The 20,057-nt window shown below is 57.3% G+C and carries 12 protein-coding genes; 7 read left to right on the top strand and 5 right to left on the bottom strand.

Features of this window, described 5'->3' with window-relative positions; genetic code table 11:
- Window positions 1-203: 203 nt before the first annotated feature.
- Entirely contained in the window at window positions 204-1,967 is a 1,764-nt protein-coding gene (locus Q9R35_RS13615) for an L-lactate permease (protein WP_311219990.1), read from the top strand.
- A gap of 98 nt (window positions 1,968-2,065) precedes the next feature.
- Here the strand turns inward: Q9R35_RS13615 and Q9R35_RS13610 are convergent, their stop codons facing one another.
- Window positions 2,066-4,360, bottom strand: a complete 2,295-nt coding sequence (locus Q9R35_RS13610) for an NADP-dependent malic enzyme (protein WP_199265525.1) — start codon at window positions 4,358-4,360, stop codon at window positions 2,066-2,068.
- 520 nt (window positions 4,361-4,880) lie between these two features.
- On the opposite strand from Q9R35_RS13610, the gene Q9R35_RS13605 reads away from it, so the two are divergent.
- From Q9R35_RS13605 to Q9R35_RS13585, 5 genes are all read left to right on the top strand, one after another.
- A complete protein-coding gene (locus Q9R35_RS13605) occupies window positions 4,881-7,748 on the top strand; it encodes a 2-oxoglutarate dehydrogenase E1 component (protein WP_042484166.1) in 2,868 nt (955 codons plus the stop codon).
- A gap of 34 nt (window positions 7,749-7,782) precedes the next feature.
- On the top strand, window positions 7,783-8,997 hold the full coding sequence (gene odhB, locus Q9R35_RS13600; RefSeq protein ID WP_042484168.1) for a 2-oxoglutarate dehydrogenase complex dihydrolipoyllysine-residue succinyltransferase: 1,215 nt from the start codon (window positions 7,783-7,785) through the stop codon (window positions 8,995-8,997).
- Between the two features lie 160 nt (window positions 8,998-9,157).
- Complete coding sequence (gene lpdA, locus Q9R35_RS13595; protein ID WP_042484170.1) at window positions 9,158-10,585, top strand: dihydrolipoyl dehydrogenase; 1,428 nt, start codon at window positions 9,158-9,160, stop codon at window positions 10,583-10,585.
- 217 nt (window positions 10,586-10,802) lie between these two features.
- Window positions 10,803-11,894: a cell division protein ZapE gene (gene zapE, locus Q9R35_RS13590; protein ID WP_311220009.1), complete on the top strand. Its 1,092-nt coding sequence runs from the start codon at window positions 10,803-10,805 to the stop codon at window positions 11,892-11,894.
- 75 nt (window positions 11,895-11,969) lie between these two features.
- Window positions 11,970-13,292: a tryptophan--tRNA ligase gene (locus Q9R35_RS13585; RefSeq protein ID WP_311219989.1), complete on the top strand. Its 1,323-nt coding sequence runs from the start codon at window positions 11,970-11,972 to the stop codon at window positions 13,290-13,292.
- A 288-nt stretch (window positions 13,293-13,580) separates the two neighbouring features.
- On the opposite strand, the gene Q9R35_RS13580 is transcribed toward Q9R35_RS13585, so the two are convergent.
- The 3 genes from Q9R35_RS13580 to Q9R35_RS13570 all read right to left on the bottom strand — a co-directional run bounded on the left by Q9R35_RS13580 (window position 13,581) and on the right by Q9R35_RS13570 (window position 17,342).
- Window positions 13,581-14,237, bottom strand: coding sequence for a CatB-related O-acetyltransferase (locus tag Q9R35_RS13580; protein WP_197313398.1), 657 nt, complete (start codon window positions 14,235-14,237; stop codon window positions 13,581-13,583).
- Between the two features lie 240 nt (window positions 14,238-14,477).
- Window positions 14,478-14,990 carry a hypothetical protein gene (locus Q9R35_RS13575; protein WP_042484177.1) on the bottom strand — a complete coding sequence of 171 codons (513 nt, stop codon included), beginning with the start codon at window positions 14,988-14,990 and terminating at the stop codon, window positions 14,478-14,480.
- Window positions 14,991-14,993: 3 nt separating this feature from the next.
- The gene (locus Q9R35_RS13570; RefSeq protein ID WP_063693535.1) at window positions 14,994-17,342 is read right to left on the bottom strand and encodes a Tex family protein; all 2,349 of its coding nucleotides are present in this window, start codon (window positions 17,340-17,342) and stop codon (window positions 14,994-14,996) included.
- 160 nt (window positions 17,343-17,502) lie between these two features.
- Here Q9R35_RS13570 and Q9R35_RS13565 point away from each other — a divergent pair, with 160 nt between their 5' ends.
- The gene (locus tag Q9R35_RS13565) at window positions 17,503-19,557 is read left to right on the top strand and encodes an ATP-dependent DNA helicase (RefSeq protein ID WP_311219988.1); all 2,055 of its coding nucleotides are present in this window, start codon (window positions 17,503-17,505) and stop codon (window positions 19,555-19,557) included.
- Between the two features lie 14 nt (window positions 19,558-19,571).
- Here the strand turns inward: Q9R35_RS13565 and Q9R35_RS13560 are convergent, their stop codons facing one another.
- Window positions 19,572-20,057 carry a hypothetical protein gene (locus Q9R35_RS13560; RefSeq protein ID WP_144433385.1) on the bottom strand — a complete coding sequence of 162 codons (486 nt, stop codon included), beginning with the start codon at window positions 20,055-20,057 and terminating at the stop codon, window positions 19,572-19,574.

The following is a 20,057-nucleotide window of genomic DNA, read 5'->3' as shown; positions in this document are numbered from 1 at the left end:
TAGTGTGAGTATAGGGGTGAAAATGATTAAAAAGATCAGGGTTTATGCCGGTAATTAAAAAGTGGTAATACCTCTATCATTCTCCAAGCTAGAACAAGAGGGGGAGGGCTGCTCGAAATCGAGACCGGCACCACGGTTTTGAGCTCTGGGCTGGCAGCTCCTCTTTCCATAAAACGTGCTACCGACACGAAGGAGATCTGGAGATGAGTCTTTTATACACCTTGATGGCCCTGGCGCCATTGTTGGTTGTGTTTTTGTTGATGGTTGTGCTGGGGCGTTCGGCAAAGCTGTCCATGGGCGCAGCCTATATTGTGACAGCCTTGCTGGCTTTGTTCGTGTGGGGCAGTCAGGCCGAGGTTATTGCCGCAGCGACGGTCAACGGGGTGGTGACTGCCCTGACCTTGCTGTTCATTGTCTTTGGGGCCGTACTGCTGTTGAACACGCTCAAGGTGGGCGGCGCGCTGGCAGCCATTCGCCAGGGCTTTATGGATGTGTCCCCTGATCGTCGCATACAGGTCATTATTGTGGCCTGGCTGTTCGGCTCACTGATCGAGGGCTCATCGGGTTTTGGTACACCGTCTGCGGTCGGTGCGCCTTTGTTGCTGGCATTGGGTTTTCCGGCAATGGCGGCCGTGATGTCGGTACTGGTTATCCAGTCCACCCCGGTTTCGTTTGGTGCTGTCGGTACCCCCATGCTGGTCGGTGTGCGCTCGGGCGTCGATAACAAGGCCGATGTCGCGGCGACTATCGCTCCTATGCAGCCTCTGGAGTATTTGCAGCAGATTGTCGAAAACGTAGCCTTGATTCATGCCTTGACGGGCTTTGTGATTCCTTTGCTGCTGTGTGGCTTGCTGACGCGCTTTTTTGGCGAGCGCCGATCCTTCGTGGAGGGTTTGGGCGCCTGGAAGTTTGCCCTGTTTGCGGGTCTGGCTTTCACCGTTCCTTATTACTTGATCGCGGTGGTCTTAGGGCCGGAGTTTCCATCCATGGTGGGCGCAATGGTGGGCCTGGTGATTGTGGTGACGGCGGCACGCAAAGGCTGGTTTGCGCCCTCCAAGACCTTTGACTTCCCTGATCGCAGTCAGTGGCCTTCTCAGTGGCTGGGTACAGTTGCCATGGACAATGTGGAAACCAAGCAGAGCTTTTCCGTATTGCGAGCCTTTTCGCCCTACGTGCTCGTTGTGCTGCTGCTGATCTTGACCCGTACTGTTCCCGCCGTGAAAGCCTGGTTGACAGGTCCCTCTGCCACGATCAAGGTTGAAGCCTTGTTTGGTACCGGTATTTCCACCTCGGCGCAGCTGTTGTTTTCACCGGGCGCTATCCTGATTCTGGTATCCCTGGCATGTATCGCCATCTTCCGCATGAATGGCCAGCAGTACATGCAAGGGGTCAAGCAGTCGCTGAGCACCATGGGCAGTGCTGCTCCTGCCTTGTTGCTGGCTGTGCCTATGGTGCAGGTGTTCATCAACTCGGCCGCCGCAGATGGCTCAATAGCCAGCATGCCTTTGGTTCTGGCTCAAGGCGCGGCTGCTGCAGCTGGACAGGCGTGGCCGACCATTTCACCCTGGGTAGGCAGCCTGGGGGCCTTTATCGCTGGCTCCAACACGGTCAGCAACATGATGTTCTCGTACTTCCAATTCTCGACTGCTCAGCAAATTGGTTTGAGTGTGGATCAGTCCGCCATTGTGGTGGCTCTGCAGGCCGTCGGTGGGGCAGCTGGCAACATGATCTGCGTGCATAATGTGGTTGCTGCAGGTGCCGTGGTAGGCATGTTGGGACGGGAAGGGGAGATTGTGCGCAAGACCTTGATTCCCATGGTTTATTACGTGATACAGGCTGGCTTGATCGGGCAGGCCTTGATTACGGGTGCAGTAGGGTGGTGGCTGGCAGCGGCAATCTTCCTGGTGGTCGCAATCGGTGGCTTGAGTCTGTCTCGGGGCCGCCCAATGGCTCCGGCGATGGCTTGATGGGAGCCCTTGTCGTACAGAACTGAATCTGGATCAGGGATAAAAAAAACCGGATGCCGCTTTTACGCTGCATCCGGTTTTTATTCAGCTAAACAGGATTAGCTGTTTTGCTGAGCCTCTTGCTGAGCATCCACAACAGCCAGGGCTGTCATGTTGATGATGCGACGCACAGTGGCGCTGGTGGTCAGGATGTGGATGGGGCGAGCCGCACCCAGCAGGATGGGGCCCATGGCCACACCGTTGCTGCCTGTCATCTTCAGCATGTTGTACGTGATGTTGCCGGCGTCCAGGTTTGGAGTGATCAGCAGATTGGCCGAACCGCGCAGCGTGCTGTCGGGGAAGGCTTTCAGGCGGATCTTCTCGGACAGGGCGGAGTCAGCGTGCATTTCGCCGTCCACTTCCAGGTCGGGAGCGCGTTCTGCCAGGATCTGACGAGCCTTGGCCATCTTGCGCGAGGACTCGGTCTGGCGGCTGCCAAAGTTCGAGTGCGACAAGAGAGCAACGCGAGGCACCACGCCAAAACGGCGGACTTCCTCGGCGGCCTGGATCGTCATGTCGGCGATCTGTTCGGCTGTGGGGTTCTCGTTCACGTGGGTATCGCACACAAACAGAGTTTGTGTAGGCAGCATCAGCACGTTCATGGCGGCGAAGGTTTGAGCTTCCTTTTTCAGACCAATGACTTGCTCAACGTAGTTCAGCTGGCTGTCGTAGTTGCTGGCGACACCGCAGATCATGCCATCTGCATCACCGCGTTGCAGCAGCATCACGCCAATCAGCGAGTTGTGCTTGCGTATCATGGCTTTGGCGATGTCTGGAGTGACGCCTTCACGTGCCTTGAGCTTGTAGTAGGCGGTCCAGGTTTCGGTGAAGCGGTCATCGTCTTCAGGATCAACGATTTGCACGTTCTTGCCGGCTTCCAGACGCAGGCCCGCTTTCTTGACGCGCATGTCGATCACGCTGGGGCGACCCACCAGAATAGGTTGGGCCAGCTTTTCGTCCACCACGGTTTGCACGGCACGCAATACACGCTCGTCTTCGCCGTCAGCGTAAATGATGCGCTTGGGCGCAGCCTTGGCCTGCATGTACAACGGACGCATCAGCGGGCCGGTGTGGTAGGTCATGGCGATCAGTTTCTGACGGTAGGCGTCCATGTCTTCGATGGGACGGGCGGCAACGCCGGAGTCCATCGCAGCCTGGGCCACGGCAGGGGCAATCTGAACAATCAGACGGGAATCAAACGGTTTGGGGATGATGTACTCAGGACCAAAACGCAGGTCTTCGCCGCCGTAAGCGGTGGCCATATCGTCGCTTTGCTCGACCTGGGCCAGCTCGGCAATGGCTTTCACGCAAGCCAGCTTCATGTCTTCGTTGATCACGCTGGCACCAACGTCCAGGGCGCCACGGAAAATGAAGGGGAAGCACAGCACGTTGTTGACCTGGTTCGGGTAGTCCGAACGGCCAGTGGCGATGATGCAGTCGGGGCGGGCAGCCTTGGCCACTTCAGGGCGGATTTCAGGCTCGGGGTTGGCCAGGGCCAGAATCAGAGGCTTGTCGGCCATGGTCTTGACCATGTCGGCAGACAGCACGCCAGGAGCCGAGCAACCCAGGAACACGTCAGCGCCGACCATGGCATCAGCCAGTGTACGGGCGTCGGTTTCCTGAGCGTAGCGAGCCTTGTTGGGCTCCATGTTCTCGTCGCGACCTTTCCAGATGATGCCGCGCGAGTCGGCTACAAAAATGTTGCTCAGCTTCACGCCCAGGGCCACCAGCAAGTCCAGGCAGGCAATGGCAGCAGCGCCAGCGCCCGAGCAAACCAGCTTGATGTCGGCGATGTTCTTGTTGACGACTTTCAGGCCGTTCAGAACCGCCGAGGACGAGATGATGGCGGTACCGTGCTGGTCATCGTGGAACACGGGAATGCTCATGCGCTCGCGCAGCTTCTTCTCGATGTAGAAGCACTCGGGGGCCTTGATGTCTTCCAGGTTCACACCACCCAGGGTGGGTTCCAGTGCAGCAATGATGTCGACCAGCTTGTCCGGATCGGTTTCGTTCAACTCGATATCGAACACATCGATGCCGGCGAATTTCTTGAACAGGCAGCCTTTGCCTTCCATGACGGGCTTGGCGGCCAGCGGGCCGATATTGCCCAGACCCAGCACGGCGGTACCGTTGGTGACCACGGCAACCAGGTTGGCGCGCGAGGTGTACTTGGCGGCGGCTTCTTCGCCTTCGGCGTGGATGGCCATGCAAGCAGATGCGACGCCGGGGGAGTAGGCTAGCGAGAGGTCATCTTGATTGGCTAGGGTCTTGGTAGGGACCACCGAGATTTTCCCGGGAGTGGGATACGCGTGATAGTCCAGCGCAAGTTTGGCCAGATCGGCGTTGGCATCCATTTTGGTAAAGCTCCTGATAGGATTTTCTAGTGTAAAAGTGAATCTAATTTATAAGAAATACAGTCACCAGGTAGGTGCTGATTTGTTATAGGCAGCATATGTCATGGCAACGCTGGTTGCCTGCCTCAAGGTGACCAAGGGCAGGCTGGGCTCGGTTTGGTGGAAAAGGGGCCCGCGAAGCGCGTACTTGCTGCACCCGTTTAGCATATCGGAATTTTTCCTTCATGTGGGGCAGGCCAGGGGCGTCAATCATGATTTGGAGCGCTTCTTTTGTAAGAATTCGCCCGTGTGATAGATCGATGTGTTTGTTAATGCCAACGGTCTGCTGCAGTCGCCAAGCATTTTAGATGTCATTAATTGCGCCTTTTGTGTGCAGCGTTATACTAGATCAATACGGCTTGTATAAGGCGTCCTACGTTGCCTTCTGCTCCTGCTATCCGCTAACCGGCGAGGTCCGTGTCGCGGAAGGTTTTCCTGCATCTCAACACGAGTGAAACACTCGGATAGGTGAAGCGTAATAATGTCATCGCAAAAAGAACTGCTCAGTAACTCTTATCTGTTCGGGAGCAATGCTCCTTACGTCGAAGAACTCTACGAGTCCTACCTCGACAATCCGGGCTCCGTCGCCGACCAATGGCGCGAGTACTTCGATCAACTGCAGCATCAGCCAGCTACTGACGGCCGCGACAGCACCCGCGATCAAGCTCACGCTCCTATCGTCGAGTCCTTCGCCCAACGTGCGAAAGCCAATGCCTTCCTGACCAGCGCGCAAGCACCGGACCTGACAGTTGCCATGAAGCAAGTGTCGATCCAGTCCATGATTGCTGCGTACCGCTCCCTGGGTGCACGCATTGCTGATCTGGACCCTCTGAAGCGCTCCGAACGCCCCAGCATCCCTGAACTGGACCCTGCTTTCTACGGTTTGACCGAAGCAGATCTGGACCAGGTCTACTCCGCCACCAACACCTACTTCACCAAAGCCGACACCATGACGCTGCGCGACATGCTCAAGGCCCTGCGTGATACGTACTCCCGTTCGGTGGGCGCAGAGTTCATGTACATCTCCGACCCGGTCGTCAAGCGCTGGATTCAGCAGCGCCTGGAGTCGGTGCATGGCACAGGTTCTTTCAACGTTGAACAAAAACGCAACATCTTGCAGCAGCTGACCGAGGCCGAAGGCCTGGAGCGCTTCCTGCACACCAAATACGTTGGTCAGAAACGCTTCTCCCTGGAAGGTGGCGAGAGCTTCATCGCTTGTATGGATGAAGTGGTCAACCACGCTGGCGAGAACGGTGTTCAGGAGATCATCGTGGGTATGGCCCACCGTGGTCGCCTGAACATGCTGGTCAACATCATGGGCAAAATGCCCGGTGACCTGTTTGCCGAGTTTGAAGGCCGTCACGCTGAAGGCCTGACCGACGGCGACGTGAAATACCACAACGGCTTCTCCAGCGACCTGTCCACCCGCGGCGGTCCAGTCCACCTGTCTCTGGCCTTTAACCCATCCCACCTGGAAATTGTTAACCCAGTGGTCGAGGGTTCGGTCCGTGCTCGTCAGGATCGTCGTAGCGACGAAGACGGCAGCCAGGTTCTGCCTGTGCTGGTTCACGGTGACGCGGCTTTTGCCGGTCAGGGCGTGGTCATGGAAACACTGAACCTGGCCCAGACCCGTGGCTACGGTACCGGTGGCACGCTGCACATCGTGATCAACAACCAGATCGGTTTCACCACCTCTGACCCCCGCGATACACGCTCCACGCTGTATTGCACGGACGTGGTCAAGATGATTGAAGCCCCTGTCTTCCACGTGAACGGCGACGATCCTGAAGCCGTGGTGTTCGTGACTCAGCTGGCTCTGGATTTCCGCCGCGAGTTCAAGCACGACGTCGTGGTTGATATTGTTTGTTTCCGTAAACTGGGCCACAACGAGCAAGATACTCCCTCGATGACCCAGCCGCTGATGTACAAGAAGATTGGTCAGCATAACGGTACCCGCAAACTGTACGCCGACAAGCTGGTTGCTCAAGGCATTCTGTCCGAGAACGAACCCGAAGATCTGGTCAAGGCTTACCGTCAACTGATGGAAGATGGCAAGCGCACGGTTGAACCTGTTCTGACAGACTACAAGAACAAGTACGCCACCGACTGGTCTGCTTTCCTGGGCGCCAAATGGACTGACCAGGCTGACACCGCCTTGCCGATGTCCGAACTGACACGCATCGGTGAAAAACTGACCACCGTGCCAGAAGGCTTTACCGTTCACCCATTGGTCAACCGCATGCTGAACGACCGTCGTGCTATGGCACGTGGCGAAGCTCAGGTGGACTGGGGCATGGGCGAGCACTTGGCCTTTGCAACCCTGGTGAACAACGGCTACGCCATCCGTATTACTGGCCAGGACTCGGGCCGTGGTACGTTCACGCACCGTCACGCCGTGCTGCACGATCAGAAACGTGAGCGCTGGAACGACGGTACCTACATTCCTTTGCAGAACGTCTCTGAAGGCCAGGCCAACTTCACGGTGATCGACTCGGTCCTGTCCGAAGAAGCCGTGTTGGCTTTTGAATACGGTTACGCTTCGGCAGAGCCCAACATCCTGACTATCTGGGAAGCCCAGTTCGGCGACTTCGCCAACGGTGCCCAGGTTGTTATCGACCAGTTCATTACGTCGGGTGAAGCCAAGTGGGGCCGTCATTGCGGTCTGACTCTGATGCTGCCACACGGCTACGAAGGTCAGGGTCCGGAGCACTCCTCGGCCCGTATCGAGCGCTTCTTGCAACTGTGCGCAGACAACAATATTCAGGTTGTCCAGCCCACCAACGGCGCCCAGATCTTCCACGTTCTGCGTCGTCAGATGATCCGTCCTTTCCGCAAGCCCTTGGTCATCATGACGCCCAAGTCCTTGCTGCGTAACAAAGATGCTACTTCGCCATTGAGCGATCTGGCTGAAGGCCACTTCATGCCTGTGATCGGTGAAACGGATCAGGCGATTGATGCAGCCGCTGTCAAACGTGTTCTAGCTTGCTCGGGCAAGGTTTACTACGATCTGGTGAACCACCGTAAAGAACTGGAGCGCAACGATATTGCCATTATCCGTGTGGAGCAGTTGTATCCATTTGCCCACAAGGCCTTCCAGGCAGAGCTGGCTAAGTACAGCAACGCCAAGGAAGTTATCTGGGTTCAGGACGAACCTCAAAACCAAGGTGCATGGTTCTACGTTCAGCATCACATCTACGAGAACATGACCGAAGGTCAGAAGCTTGGCTACGCCGGTCGTGCCGCTTCCGCTTCGCCTGCAGTGGGTTACCTGGCCAAACACCAGGAACAGCACAAGGCGCTGCTGGAGCAGGCTTTCGGCGCTCGCAAAGGCTTCATGCTGACCAAATAACGCACCCCAAATTTTAAATACGGAAAATATAATCATGGCAATTACTGACGTTCTGGTTCCCCAACTCTCTGAATCCATCTCCGAAGCAACCTTGCTGGAATGGAAAAAACAACCTGGCGAAATGGTTCAGGCTGACGAAATCCTGATCGAAGTCGAAACCGACAAGGTCGTTCTGGAAGTTCCCGCTCCTGCTTCGGGCGTGCTGAGCGAAATCGTCAAGGCCAACGGCAGCACTGTTACCTCCGGCGACGTGCTGGCCCGTATCGACTCCGAAGGCAAGGCTAGCGCTGCTGCTCCTGCCGCCGCTGCTGAAGAAGCCGCTCCTGCTGCTGCCCCAGCCGCTGCAGCTCCTGCTGCCAGCTCCGCCGCCTCTTCGGTTGCTTCGCCTGCAGCTGCCAAGATCCTGGCTGAAAAGGGTGTGGAAGCCAGCTCCGTGGAAGGCTCGGGCCGTGGTGGTCGCATCACCAAGGGTGACGCTCTGGAAGCCAACGCCGCTGCTGCCAAACCTGCTGCCGCTCCTGTTGCCCCTCCAACCCTGTCCCTGGACGGTCGTCCAGAACAGCGCGTGCCCATGAGCCGCCTGCGCGCTCGTATCGCCGAGCGTCTGCTGCAGTCGCAGTCCGAAAACGCCATGTTGACCACGTTCAACGAAGTGAACATGCAAGCGGTGCTGGATCTGCGCAAGAAGTACAAGGATCAGTTCGAGAAAGAGCACGGCGTGAAACTGGGCTTCATGTCCTTCTTCGTCAAGGCTGCTGTTGCCGCCCTGAAGAAATACCCCGTGCTGAACGCCTCGGTTGATGGCAAAGACATCATCTACCACGGTTACTTTGACATCGGTGTGGCCGTTGGTAGCCCACGCGGTCTGGTGGTGCCTATCCTGCGTAACGCTGATCAAATGTCCATCGCTGACATCGAAAAGCAAATCGCTGACTTCGGTGCCCGTGCTCGCGACGGCAAGCTGACCCTGGAAGAAATGACAGGCGGTACCTTCTCCATCTCCAACGGCGGTGTGTTCGGCTCCATGCTGTCCACTCCCATCATCAACCCACCTCAGTCTGCCATCCTGGGCATTCACGCCACCAAGGATCGCGCTGTTGTGGAAAACGGTCAGATCGTGGTTCGCCCCATGAACTACCTGGCTATGTCCTACGACCACCGCATCATCGACGGCCGCGAAGCCGTTCTGGGTCTGGTAGCCATGAAAGAAGCGCTGGAAGATCCTCAGCGTTTGCTGCTGAACGTCTAAGCACGCGGTAGTTCGGTCTAGTATGTTTACGGCCAAGTGCTTGCTTCTAAGCCTTGGCCGATTTTGTTTAAGGCCCTGGGGGCTGGTGTTCGCCGCCTGATTCCTTCCCGTCTGACTTCTGGACGGTCCAGCGTGCCTTTTCACATTTATGGGATTTTTTATGGCTAAGCAATTTGATGTTGTCGTGATTGGTGCAGGCCCCGGTGGCTACATCGCCGCCATTCGTGCCGCTCAACTGGGTATGAGCGTCGCTTGCGTGGACGCATGGTCCACCGCTGAAGGCAAGCCCGCTCCTGGTGGTACATGCACCAACGTTGGTTGCATTCCTTCCAAGGCCTTGCTGCAATCGTCCGAGCACTTCGAACACGCCAATCTGCATCTGGCCGAGCACGGCGTGGACGTCAAGGGCGTGTCGCTGAACCTGGACAAGCTGGTCGGTCGCAAAGATGTGGTCGTCAAGCAAAACAACGACGGTATCTTGTACCTGTTCAAGAAGAACAAGGTTAACTTCTTCCACGGCACCGCTTCGTTTGGCGCCAAGGTTGACGGCGGCTGGTCGGTGAACGTGGCTGGTGCCAACGCCGAAGAGCTGGTTGCCAAGAACGTCATCATCGCGACCGGTAGCTCAGCTCGTGCCTTGCCCGGTGCTGAGTTCGACGAAGAGCAGATTCTGTCCAACGACGGCGCATTGCGTCTGCCCAAGGTTCCCAAGAAACTGGCTGTTATCGGTGCCGGTGTGATTGGTCTGGAACTGGGTAGCGTGTGGCGTCGTCTGGGCGCCGAAGTGACCATTCTGGAAGGTGCTCCCGAGTTCCTGTCCGCCGTGGATCGCGACGTGGCCAAGGAAGCCCTGAAAGCTTTCACCAAGCAAGGTCTGAAGATCAATGTGGGCGTGAAAGTTGGCGAGATCAAGAAGTCTGCCAAACAGGTCACTATCAACTACGTGGACGCTGCAGGCGCCGAGCAAAAGCTGGAAGCCGACAAGCTGATCGTCTCCATTGGCCGTGTGCCTAACACCGCTGGTCTGGGTGCAGAAACCATTGGTCTGAAACTGGACGAGCGTGGTTTCGTGGTGGTGGACGACGATTGCGCCACCAGCCTGCCAGGTATCTGGGCAGTGGGTGACGTGGTGCGTGGCCCTATGCTGGCTCACAAAGCCGAAGAAGAAGGTGTGGCTGTGGCCGAGCGTCTGGCGGGTCAGCAACCTCACGTCAATTTCGACACCGTGCCTTGGGTTATCTACACCTCCCCCGAAATCGCTTGGGTTGGCAAGACCGAACAGCAACTGAAGACCGAAGGCCGTGCTTACCGCGCTGGCAGCTTCCCCTTCCTGGCTAACGGCCGTGCCCGCGCACTGGGTGACACCACCGGCTTTGTGAAGGTTCTGGCTGACGCCAAGACTGACGAAGTTCTGGGCGTTCACTTTGTGGGCCCTGTCGCTTCCGAGCTGGTGGCTGAAGCTGTTGCGATCATGGAATTCCGTGGCGCGTCGGAAGACATCGCCCGTATTTGCCATGCTCACCCAACCCTGTCCGAAGCCCTGAAAGAAGCGGCCTTGGCAGTGGACAAACGCGCTCTGAACTTCTGATAGACTTTCAGGGTGTTGTTGGAAAAGGGCGGGCACGGGCTCGCCCTTTTTTTCGTCACGAAAGGCTGATCAAAGCAGTCTGTACAGGCTGTGATGCGTGAGATAATTGACCGCGCAGTATGCTCAGACCCTGCATCAAAGGCAGTGCTGTTGTGGACCGCAGCGCATGCTGGCAGACCACTACCTGTCTCGGACAGGTTCTTTTATTTTCAGTGATATGAATGTTCGCGAGTATTACCATCAGGCTTTAGCGGAAAAAGGCTACCGTGCCGACCAGGCACAGGAGCAAGCTATAGACCGGCTGCAACGCTATTACGACGAGTGGGTGGAGTATCGCAAAATGCGCTCCAGTACCTTGCGTCGCATGTTTTCCCGCCCGGAAGTGCCGCGCGGTGTGTACCTGTGGGGTGGTGTAGGGCGCGGCAAGAGCTTTCTGATGGACGCCTTCTACCTGACGGTGCCGCTCAAGCGCAAAACCCGCATTCACTTCCATGAGTTCATGCGTGGCGTGCACAAGGAGCTGAATCAGGTTAAAGGCATGAGCGATCCTTTGGACGAGGTTGCCAAGCGTATCGCCAAGCGTTACCGCCTGATCTGTTTTGACGAGTTCCACGTCTCGGACGTGGCCGATGCCATGATTCTGTACAAGCTGCTGCTGGGCCTGTTCGAGCGCGGCACGTCCTTTGTGATGACGTCCAACTACGAGCCGCCCACGCTGTACCCCGAAGGCCTGCACCGCGATCGCATTTTGCCCGCCATTGCGCTGATCCAGAAGAATATGGACATCATGAACGTGGACACCGGTGTGGATTACCGCCGCCGTGCGCTGGAACAGGTGAAAACCTATCTGACGCCATTGGGCCCGGAGACCACCGCAGAACTGCAATCCATGTTCACGGCCTTGTCGGATACGGCTCCTCAAGAGCCTGTGCTCAGCATCGAAAACCGGGATGTGAAAGCGGTGGCCTTGTCAGGCTCGGCCGTGTGGTTTGATTTCGAAACCCTGTGCGTCAGCGCGCGCTCGCAGAACGATTATCTGGAACTGGCCAACCGTTTCCAGACCGTGATCCTGTCTGATGTCCCCCGCATGACCGCCCGAGATGCCTCTGCGGCCCGACGCTTTACCTGGCTCGTGGACGTTTTTTACGATCACAAAGTCAAATTTATTATGTCCGCGGCAGTGCCCGAGGATGAGTTGTATGTAGATGGCCCCATGGCCAATGAGTTCCACCGTACTGTCTCGCGTTTGATGGAAATGCAATCGCGCGAGTACCTGGAGTCAGAACGGCGCCAGGCAGTTATTTTGTAGGGCCTGGGCGCGGCCGGTGGCCAATGCGCCTGATCCCTGACCCTGACACGTAGTTTTATAAGCGTATTTTTTATCATGACGACACGAGTACTGACCGGCGTTACAACGACCGGTATTCCACACTTGGGTAACTATGCCGGGGCGATTCGCCCGGCTATCCGTGCTAGCCAGCAAGCCGATGTCGACGCATTTTTCTTCATGGCGGACTACCACGCCCTGATCAAATGTGACGATCCGGAGCGCGTAGCCATTTCGCGCCGTGCGATTGCCGCCACCTGGATAGCCTGCGGCCTGGATGTGGAAAAAGTAACGTTCTACCGTCAATCCGATATTCCAGAGATCCCGGAACTGTCCTGGATGCTGGGCTGTGTGACCGGCAAGGGTTTGATGAACCGTGCGCACGCCTATAAAGCCTCCGTGGACAAGAACGAAGCTGCCGGCATTGATCCTGATGATGGCGTCACCATGGGCTTGTTCAGCTACCCCGTGCTGATGGCGGCCGACATTCTGATGTTCAATGCGCACAAAGTGCCCGTGGGCCGTGATCAGGTACAGCACCTGGAAATGGCACGCGATATCGCCAAGAGCTTCAACCATTTGTATGGTCGTGGCAAAGAGCTGTTTGTGCTGCCTGAAGTGCAGGTAGAAGAAGACCTGGCCTTGCTGCCGGGCCTGGACGGTCGCAAGATGTCCAAGAGCTACGACAACACCATTCCCTTGTTTGAAGGTGGTGCCAAGGCACTGAAGTCTGCCATCGCCCGTATCGTGACGGACTCCAAAGGTCCAGGCGAGCCCAAGAACCCGGACGATTCCCACCTGACCGCCTTGTACAAGGCCTTCGCGACGCCGGAGCAGACGCAGGCCTTCCGTCAGCAACTGATCGAAGGGATGGCCTGGGGTGAGGCCAAGGAGGCTTTGCATCAGGTTCTGGAAACCATGATCGCCCCCATGCGTGAGCGTTACGAGTCCCTGATGGCTCGCCCTCAGGAAATTGAAGAGTTGCTGCAAGTGGGTGCCCGCAAGGCTCGTGCCTACGCAACGCCTTTCATCCACGAGCTGAAGGCCGCTGTAGGCCTGCGCGATCCGTTGAGTACCGCTGCCAGCAAGTCCGAAGCCAAGGCCCGTAAAGCCCGCTTTGTAAACTTCCGTGATGAAGATGGTACTTTCCGTTTTCGTCTGCAAGATGCCGCGGGACAAGAGCTGTTCCTGTCCCGCTCCTACACTGACCCTAAGCAGGCTGGTGTAGCGATCAAAGCATTGCAGACTGCTGCGTTTGCAGAGGTGACCAAGCAAGACGGCCAGGAACTGCAAATCCATTGCGCCGGTGAGGAAGTCGCGCGCGTATCGGCAGATCTGCGTGACGCACTTGAAGCCGCTTTGGATTCGATGCGCGACTAAGTAGGGTGACTGTGGTGGGATTGATTCTTTGCAAAGAGTTTGCTCAGGACTGATCCCATGCAGGATGTAGCGAGCCTCCTTGTGCTGCTGCGTTCTACCTTGAAGCAAGTTTGAAAATAAACAGCCCCTGACATGAGATGTTCATCTCATGTCAGGGGCTTTTTTTTTCTTATTTATCAATGCATTGAAAGGTGTTTGAGGATCAGGCTTGCGGTAGACATATCCTTGCAGTCGGCTTTTAGCCCCAACGTTTGCTCTGTATTTGCAATCCCTAATGCAAGGGTTCGTTCAGGTCTGTGTCTGAATCGTGGACTTCTGGTCCCAGTCTTCGCTGGCCAGCTCCAAGGCCGCAATATCTTCTGCGCAGATCACGTCGCGCAGAGCTGTGAATTTCTCTTCCGGCCATTCATATATCTTCAGGCCTAGCAGTCGCTCAGTCGTCGAATCGTCAAAGCGCTTGCGCACGGGCACAGCCGGATTTCCGGCCACAATCGTGTACGGTGCCACGCTCTTGGTCACAATCGCCCCGGAGGCCACGACAGCGCCTTCACCAATCACCACACCGGGCATGATCATGGCCCGCATGCCGATCCAGGCACCGTCATGGATGTGGGTGCCGCCTTTGCCCACATAGGCGTCCGTAATCTTGTCCACGAAGGGATACAGGCTGAACCAGTCCATGCGATGGGTATGGTTGCCGCCCATCAGAATCACGGCCTCGGCACCGATACACACGTAGTCGCCAATATGTAGCTGGTCTACCGGCCATTGAGAGGTCCAGGCCTGGCGGCTGTATTCGTCCCCGTACAGGTAACGCACCACGCTTTCTTCAAAACTGCCGGTCCAGGCATGGCTGTAGTAGCTGTGTGTGCCACACACATGGATGTTGGGGTTGGATACGGTTTCGTGCAGGAGTTCGACCTGCGACCAGTGCTTTTGCACCATGCTTCTCCTTCTGGACCTTGCCGCGCTGGATTTGGCTTTGCGCCAGTCACGGCAAAGTGGGATGTTTCTGTTTGGACCAGGCAGCCAGGCGAGTACAGGAGGCTCGCTTTGTTGACGCTGATGGCGGGACCAGTCTAATGCGCTTTGAGGCGCTTTGCATTCAAGCGGGCCAAAAGCATCAAGCCCTGCATGAATGTTCATGCAGGGCTTGATGATGGGTTTGGGCCAGGAATACCTGTCTTATTCGGCAGGTTGAGCGGGAATATCCAGTTTTTCACACAGACTTAGAATTTCTTCCAGGTTCTCGCGTTTGACCACGATCAGCTGAAATTCCTCGTCATAGCTTTGGGCAAACTCCAGCAGGCAGTAGGAGGGGTGAAACTCCTGCAGCTGCTCGTTCGCCCATTGGAAAAAGCCGTCCACGTCCTGAAAAGGCATGTCGTCGTAGGGAAAGGCGGGCAGGTCCTGGCTTTCAAAAGCGGCCAGAATTTCTTCCCACAGTTCGTCCACGGTATCGGCCAGGGCCAGATAGTCGTCCAGCTCGTAGCTGATGGCCAGAATCAGAGCGCCATCGGGATCGTGTTCCATCAGGTTCTGGGCGTGTTTGCCATACGCCTCACCCATCGCTGCCGGGCTGGCGCTGGCGGTCAGCACGGACTGGCTGATGGCTGCAATATCCTGTTCCTTCTGATCAAATCCGGTCAGCAGATTGAGCAGACGCGTCAGTTGGGAAAGGCGCTCGGTCTCAGTCATGGCTTATCTCCGAAGTTTGCTAAAGGCGGCTGCCATGGCACCTGTTGGTGCCGGTTCAGCTTGCCGGTTGGGGCGATTGTTTCCGGAACGGCGCTGGGGAGCGTTGCTTGTGCTGCTGGAGCCACGCACCGGGGCGCTGTCGTCGTTCAGGCGCATGGTCAAGCCAATACGCTTGCGGGCTACATCCACTTCCTGGACTTTAACCTTAACCGTCTGACCTACGCGAACCACATCACGTGGATCTTTGACAAAGGTCTCGGACAGGGCGGAGATATGAACCAGACCGTCCTGGTGCACACCCACGTCCACGAAGGCACCAAAGTTGGCCACGTTGGTGACCACGCCTTCCAGAATCATGCCGGGCGTCAAATCGTTCAGGGAGTTGATGCCTTCCTGGAACTTGGCGGTGGTGAATTCAGGGCGAGGGTCGCGACCGGGCTTTTCAATTTCGTTAAAAATATCACGCACGGTGGGCAAACCAAAGCGTTCATCCGTGAAGTCCGAGGGCGACAAGCCTTTCAGTGCGCCAGATTTTCCCATCACATCACTGGCTTCGGTTTGCAGACGCTCCAGAATACGGGCGGCAACCGGGTAGGCTTCGGGGTGAACCGCCGAGGCGTCCAGAGGGTTGGCTGCGCCAGGAATACGCAAGAAGCCGGCTGCCTGTTCAAAAGCTTTTTCACCAAAGCGCGGCACGTCACGCAACTGCTTGCGGCTTTGGAACGCACCGTTTTCGTCACGCCAGGTGACGATGTTTTTGGCCAGTGTGTTGTTCAGGCCGGAAACGCGCGCCAGCAAGGGAGCAGAAGCGGTGTTGACGTCCACACCTACGGCGTTCACGCAATCCTCGACCACGGCATCCAGGCTGCGAGCCAGTTCGCGCTGGTTCACGTCATGCTGGTATTGGCCCACACCAATGGATTTTGGATCGATCTTGACCAGCTCGGCCAGTGGATCTTGCAGGCGGCGGGCAATAGAGACGGCACCACGCAGGCTGACGTCCATATCCGGGAATTCTTGTGCGGCCAGTTCAGAGGCGGAGTACACCGAAGCGCCCGCCTCGGACACGACTACGCGAGTCAAAGGCAATTGCGGGAAAGCGGATTGCAGGTCGGCAACCAGTTTCTCGGTTTCGCGCGATGCTGTGCCGTTGCCAATCGCCACCAGTTCAACTTGATAGCGAGTAGCCAGACCGGCCAGGGTACGAATCGCGCCTTCGCGGTCACGACGGGGCTCAAAGGGGTAGACCGTGGCAGTATCCAGCACCTTGCCGGTTGCATCGATCACAGCGGCTTTTACGCCGGTACGAATACCAGGGTCCAGGCCCAGAACAGCTTTATTACCAGCGGGGGCCGCCAGCAGCAAATCGCGCAGATTGGCGGCAAACACGCGGGTGGATTCTTGCTCGGCTTCTTCGCGCAGACGGCCAATAAGCTCGGATTCGAATGCTGTCAGCAGTTTGACACGCCAGGTCCAGCGGCAGACTTCAGCCAGCCAGTGATCGCGTGGGCTGGCGTCGGCGGAGAAGTCCGCGCCAATATCGGTCAGCTCGGCGACTTTCAGTACACAGGGGTGGGGCAGAAGCGCATCCTGCTCGGGGTTCAGGCCCAGGCGCAGATCCAGTGCACCTTGCTGACGACCACGCAACAAAGCCAGTACGCGGTGAGAAGGCAGTTGGCGCAGCGCTTCGTTAAAGTCGAACCAGTCGCGGAACTTGTCACCTTCCTGTTCCTTGCCTTCGGCAACCTTGGAGTACAGGTGGGCGGACTTCCACAGATAGTCGCGCATGGCTTCCAGCAGGTCGGCCTGCTCGGCAAAGCGTTCGGCCAGAATGTCGCGTGCACCGTCCAGGGCGGCTTTGGCCGTGTCGATCTTGGCTTCGGCATTCAGATAGCCTTCGGCCAGCGCCAGAGGGTCTGCATCCTTCTGGGCCAGAATGGCGTCCGCCAGCGGCTCCAGGCCGGCTTCGCGGGCAATCTGGGCACGGGTACGACGCTTGGGCTTGTACGGCGCGTACAAGTCTTCCAGACGCTGCTTGGTGTCAGCCGCCAAAATGGCTTGCTCCAGCTCGGGCGTCAGTTTTTCTTGCTGGCGGATCGATTCCAGAATGGCATGACGACGCGATTGCATATCGCGCAAATAGATCAGGCGCACTTCCAGATCACGCAGGACATTATCGTCCAGGCCGCCAGTCGCTTCCTTGCGGTAACGGGCAATAAAAGGGACCGTGGCCCCGTTGTCCAAGAGCTCAACCGTAGAGGCGGCTTGTTGGATGCGGATGTTCAGTTCAGAGGCCAGTAGCGCCAGAATCTGTTGGTGATCCTGTTGCTGGGCGAGGGTTTCCACAGTCATTTCAGTTATGGGTCCATCGTTGTAAAAGGGTCTGCAAGCGCCGCATTTTGCCATAAAGACCGGCAGCGACCCAGAATTGGCAGGTATCATCTTGTATGTATTCCACTGTGATTGTAGACAGTTCTGTCATTCGTCACCTCTCCCTGAGCGGTTTTGCCCCATGTTGTTGCAGGATTATTCCGATATCTTTTCTCCCCAAGGCCCACTGGCAGAGTCTGTTCCGCACTATCGTCCGCGGCAGGCTCAGCTGGAGCTGGCCCAAGCCATCAGCGAGACGGTCGCCGAGTCCGGCGTATTGATTGCCGAGGCGGGCACAGGCACGGGCAAGACCTGGGCCTATCTGGTGCCCGTGTTCATGCAAGGGGGCAAAGCGCTGGTTTCGACAGGAACGCGTACCTTGCAGGATCAATTGTTCCGTCGGGATATTCCCCACCTGCGTAAAGCGCTGGCCTTGCCAGTGGATGTGGCCTTGCTCAAGGGGCGCAGCAACTACGTCTGTCATTACCATCTGGAGCGATTGGGGCAGGATGACCGGGCCCTGAAGTCCCGTGCGGAAATTGCTTATCTGCGTGCCATCCAGCTTTTTACCGAGCGCAGCCGTAGCGGTGACAAGGGCGAGCTGGCCGAAGTCCCCGAGGACGCCGATATTTGGCACCGAGTCACTTCCACACGGGATAACTGCCTGGGGCAGGATTGTCCCTTTGTGCGCGACTGCTTTGTGATGAAAGCACGTCGGCATGCTCAGGATGCTGATGTGGTGGTGGTTAACCATGCCTTGTTCATGGCCGATTTGGCCTTGCGCGAAGAGGGCGTGACGGATTTGCTGCCCAGCGTGGATCTGGTGGTGTTTGACGAAGCGCACCAATTACCCGACGTGGCCACCCGCTTTCTGGGTAGCAGCGTGTCCTTGTATCAATTAACGGATTTGTGTCGGCAGATAGAAGCGGCAGGGCTGGCCCAGGCGCGCGAGACCGTGGACTGGAGTCAGGTTGCCCGCAAGCTGGAGCAGGCGGCTCGGGATTTGCATTTGCGTACCGCGTCGCTGGCGGCTCAAGGTGGTCGTGCCACTTTCCAGGCCTTGCCCGAGCCCGAGCTTTTTGATGAAGCGCTGGAGAATTTGCTGGGGACCTTCGACAAGGTCATCAAGATGCTGGCCATGGTGGCTGAACGCCATCCAGATCTGGCGGCAGCGCATAAAAGTGCCTTGGAATTGCGTGCACGCTTGTTCCAATGGAGCCAGCCCGACCGTCAGGGCCGCCACGCCTATTTGCCCGAAAGCGAAAAAGAGGAAGACCAACCCGACGAGTTTGTGCGTTGGGTAGAAAGCGGCCAGCACTATCTGCGCCTGCACAGTGCGCCTTTGTCGGTGGCCAAGATTTTCTCGCGCTACAGAGGCAAGGAGCAGTCCTGGGTGCTGACTTCGGCCACCTTGTCGGTGCATGGGGATTTCAACCACTTTAAACGACAGCTGGGCTTGTTCGATGCCCGTACTGAAGCCTGGGCTTCACCGTTCGACTATCCGAATCAGGCACTGTTCTATGTGCCCAGCACCTTGCCGCTTCCCAGTCATCCGAATTTCAACCAGGCTTTCGTGGATGCGCTCATTCCGCTGATCAAGGCCGGTCAGGGCGGTGTGCTGGTGCTCTGTACCACCTTGCGCTCGGTAGAGCGGATTGCCGATATGCTGCGGGACCGATTTGATCGGGAAGACATAGAGCGCAATGTGCTGCGCCAAGGGGAGCGTTCACGGCAGGTCCTGCTGGACGAGTTCCGTGCGCGTGGCAATGCGGTGCTGGTGGGTAGTGCCAGCTTCTGGGAAGGGATTGACCTGCCCGGTGACGCCTTGACGCTGGTTGCTATCGACAAGCTGCCCTTTGCACCACCCGATGATCCGGTGTTGGAAGCCCGTATCAAAGAGTGCAAGGACAGGGGCGGTAATCCCTTCATGGAATACCAACTGCCCGAAGCCGCCATTGCCTTGAAACAAGGGGCAGGGCGTCTGATCCGTACCGAGCGCGACTGGGGCGTGCTGATGGTGGGCGACACCCGTATTGTCGAGAAACCCTACGGCAAATTGCTGTGGCGTGGTTTGCCACCCTTTGCCCGTACCCGTGATCCTGCTCGTGCCTTGGCGTTTCTGCGGGAGCAGAAAGCCAGGCGGCAGAGCGCTCAGGTCAGTGATGTGGAGCTGAACGACAGCTCGGAGCAGGCTTGAGCGTATTTTGTCTATTAAAGCGAGGGCAAGGACTCGTCTGCGACGATGTCCTCTGCCACCAAGCCCCATAAGAACAGGCTGGGTGTGCCAGCGCCTTCCAGACTGCCCTCTACCTGCTGAAGAATGGACATGACGGCACTGCGATTACTGACTGCCTCAAACGCTTCCCGAGTGATAGGCGTAAACCAGCCTTTTTTGAGCACCGCCACCGCCATTGCCAGGGCGACGGAAAACACATGCTGGCCCAGCATGGGGACCTGAACCGTCTCGCCTGCGCGATTGTGCACATCAAACATCTGCTCTTCATCAGGCAGTGCTGCACCCAGGCGCCAGGCCAGTGCCAGCCCGAAGGCTTCGGGAATCATCACGCAAAGCTTGGTCGCACGGACTTCAGACAGGCCGCTGGCTTGCAGTTGAGCGATGCACTCCTCAATACTTTGATCCTTTGCCAGTACAGGAATAGCTTCTAGTACCCGTGTTTCTGCTTGTTCATGATTCAT

The sequence above is a fragment of the Alcaligenes sp. AB3 genome, from assembly GCF_031844565.1.
Classification (GTDB): domain Bacteria; phylum Pseudomonadota; class Gammaproteobacteria; order Burkholderiales; family Burkholderiaceae_B; genus Alcaligenes; species Alcaligenes faecalis.
This window is presented reverse-complemented; position numbering and strand designations above follow the sequence as displayed.

Excerpts from the sequence above, each read along its gene's own strand:
- Q9R35_RS13615 (WP_311219990.1), top strand. The coding sequence starts at position 204 with ATGAGTCTTTTATACACCTTGATGGCCCTGGCGCCATTGTTGGTTGTG.
- Q9R35_RS13610 (WP_199265525.1), bottom strand. The coding sequence starts at position 4,360 with ATGGATGCCAACGCCGATCTGGCCAAACTTGCGCTGGACTATCACGCG.
- Q9R35_RS13605 (WP_042484166.1), top strand. The coding sequence starts at position 4,881 with ATGTCATCGCAAAAAGAACTGCTCAGTAACTCTTATCTGTTCGGGAGC.
- odhB (WP_042484168.1), top strand. The coding sequence starts at position 7,783 with ATGGCAATTACTGACGTTCTGGTTCCCCAACTCTCTGAATCCATCTCC.
- lpdA (WP_042484170.1), top strand. The coding sequence starts at position 9,158 with ATGGCTAAGCAATTTGATGTTGTCGTGATTGGTGCAGGCCCCGGTGGC.
- zapE (WP_311220009.1), top strand. The coding sequence starts at position 10,803 with ATGAATGTTCGCGAGTATTACCATCAGGCTTTAGCGGAAAAAGGCTAC.
- Q9R35_RS13585 (WP_311219989.1), top strand. The coding sequence starts at position 11,970 with ATGACGACACGAGTACTGACCGGCGTTACAACGACCGGTATTCCACAC.
- Q9R35_RS13580 (WP_197313398.1), bottom strand. The coding sequence starts at position 14,237 with ATGGTGCAAAAGCACTGGTCGCAGGTCGAACTCCTGCACGAAACCGTA.
- Q9R35_RS13575 (WP_042484177.1), bottom strand. The coding sequence starts at position 14,990 with ATGACTGAGACCGAGCGCCTTTCCCAACTGACGCGTCTGCTCAATCTG.
- Q9R35_RS13570 (WP_063693535.1), bottom strand. The coding sequence starts at position 17,342 with ATGACTGTGGAAACCCTCGCCCAGCAACAGGATCACCAACAGATTCTG.
- Q9R35_RS13565 (WP_311219988.1), top strand. The coding sequence starts at position 17,503 with ATGTTGTTGCAGGATTATTCCGATATCTTTTCTCCCCAAGGCCCACTG.
- Q9R35_RS13560 (WP_144433385.1), bottom strand. The coding sequence starts at position 20,057 with ATGAATCATGAACAAGCAGAAACACGGGTACTAGAAGCTATTCCTGTA.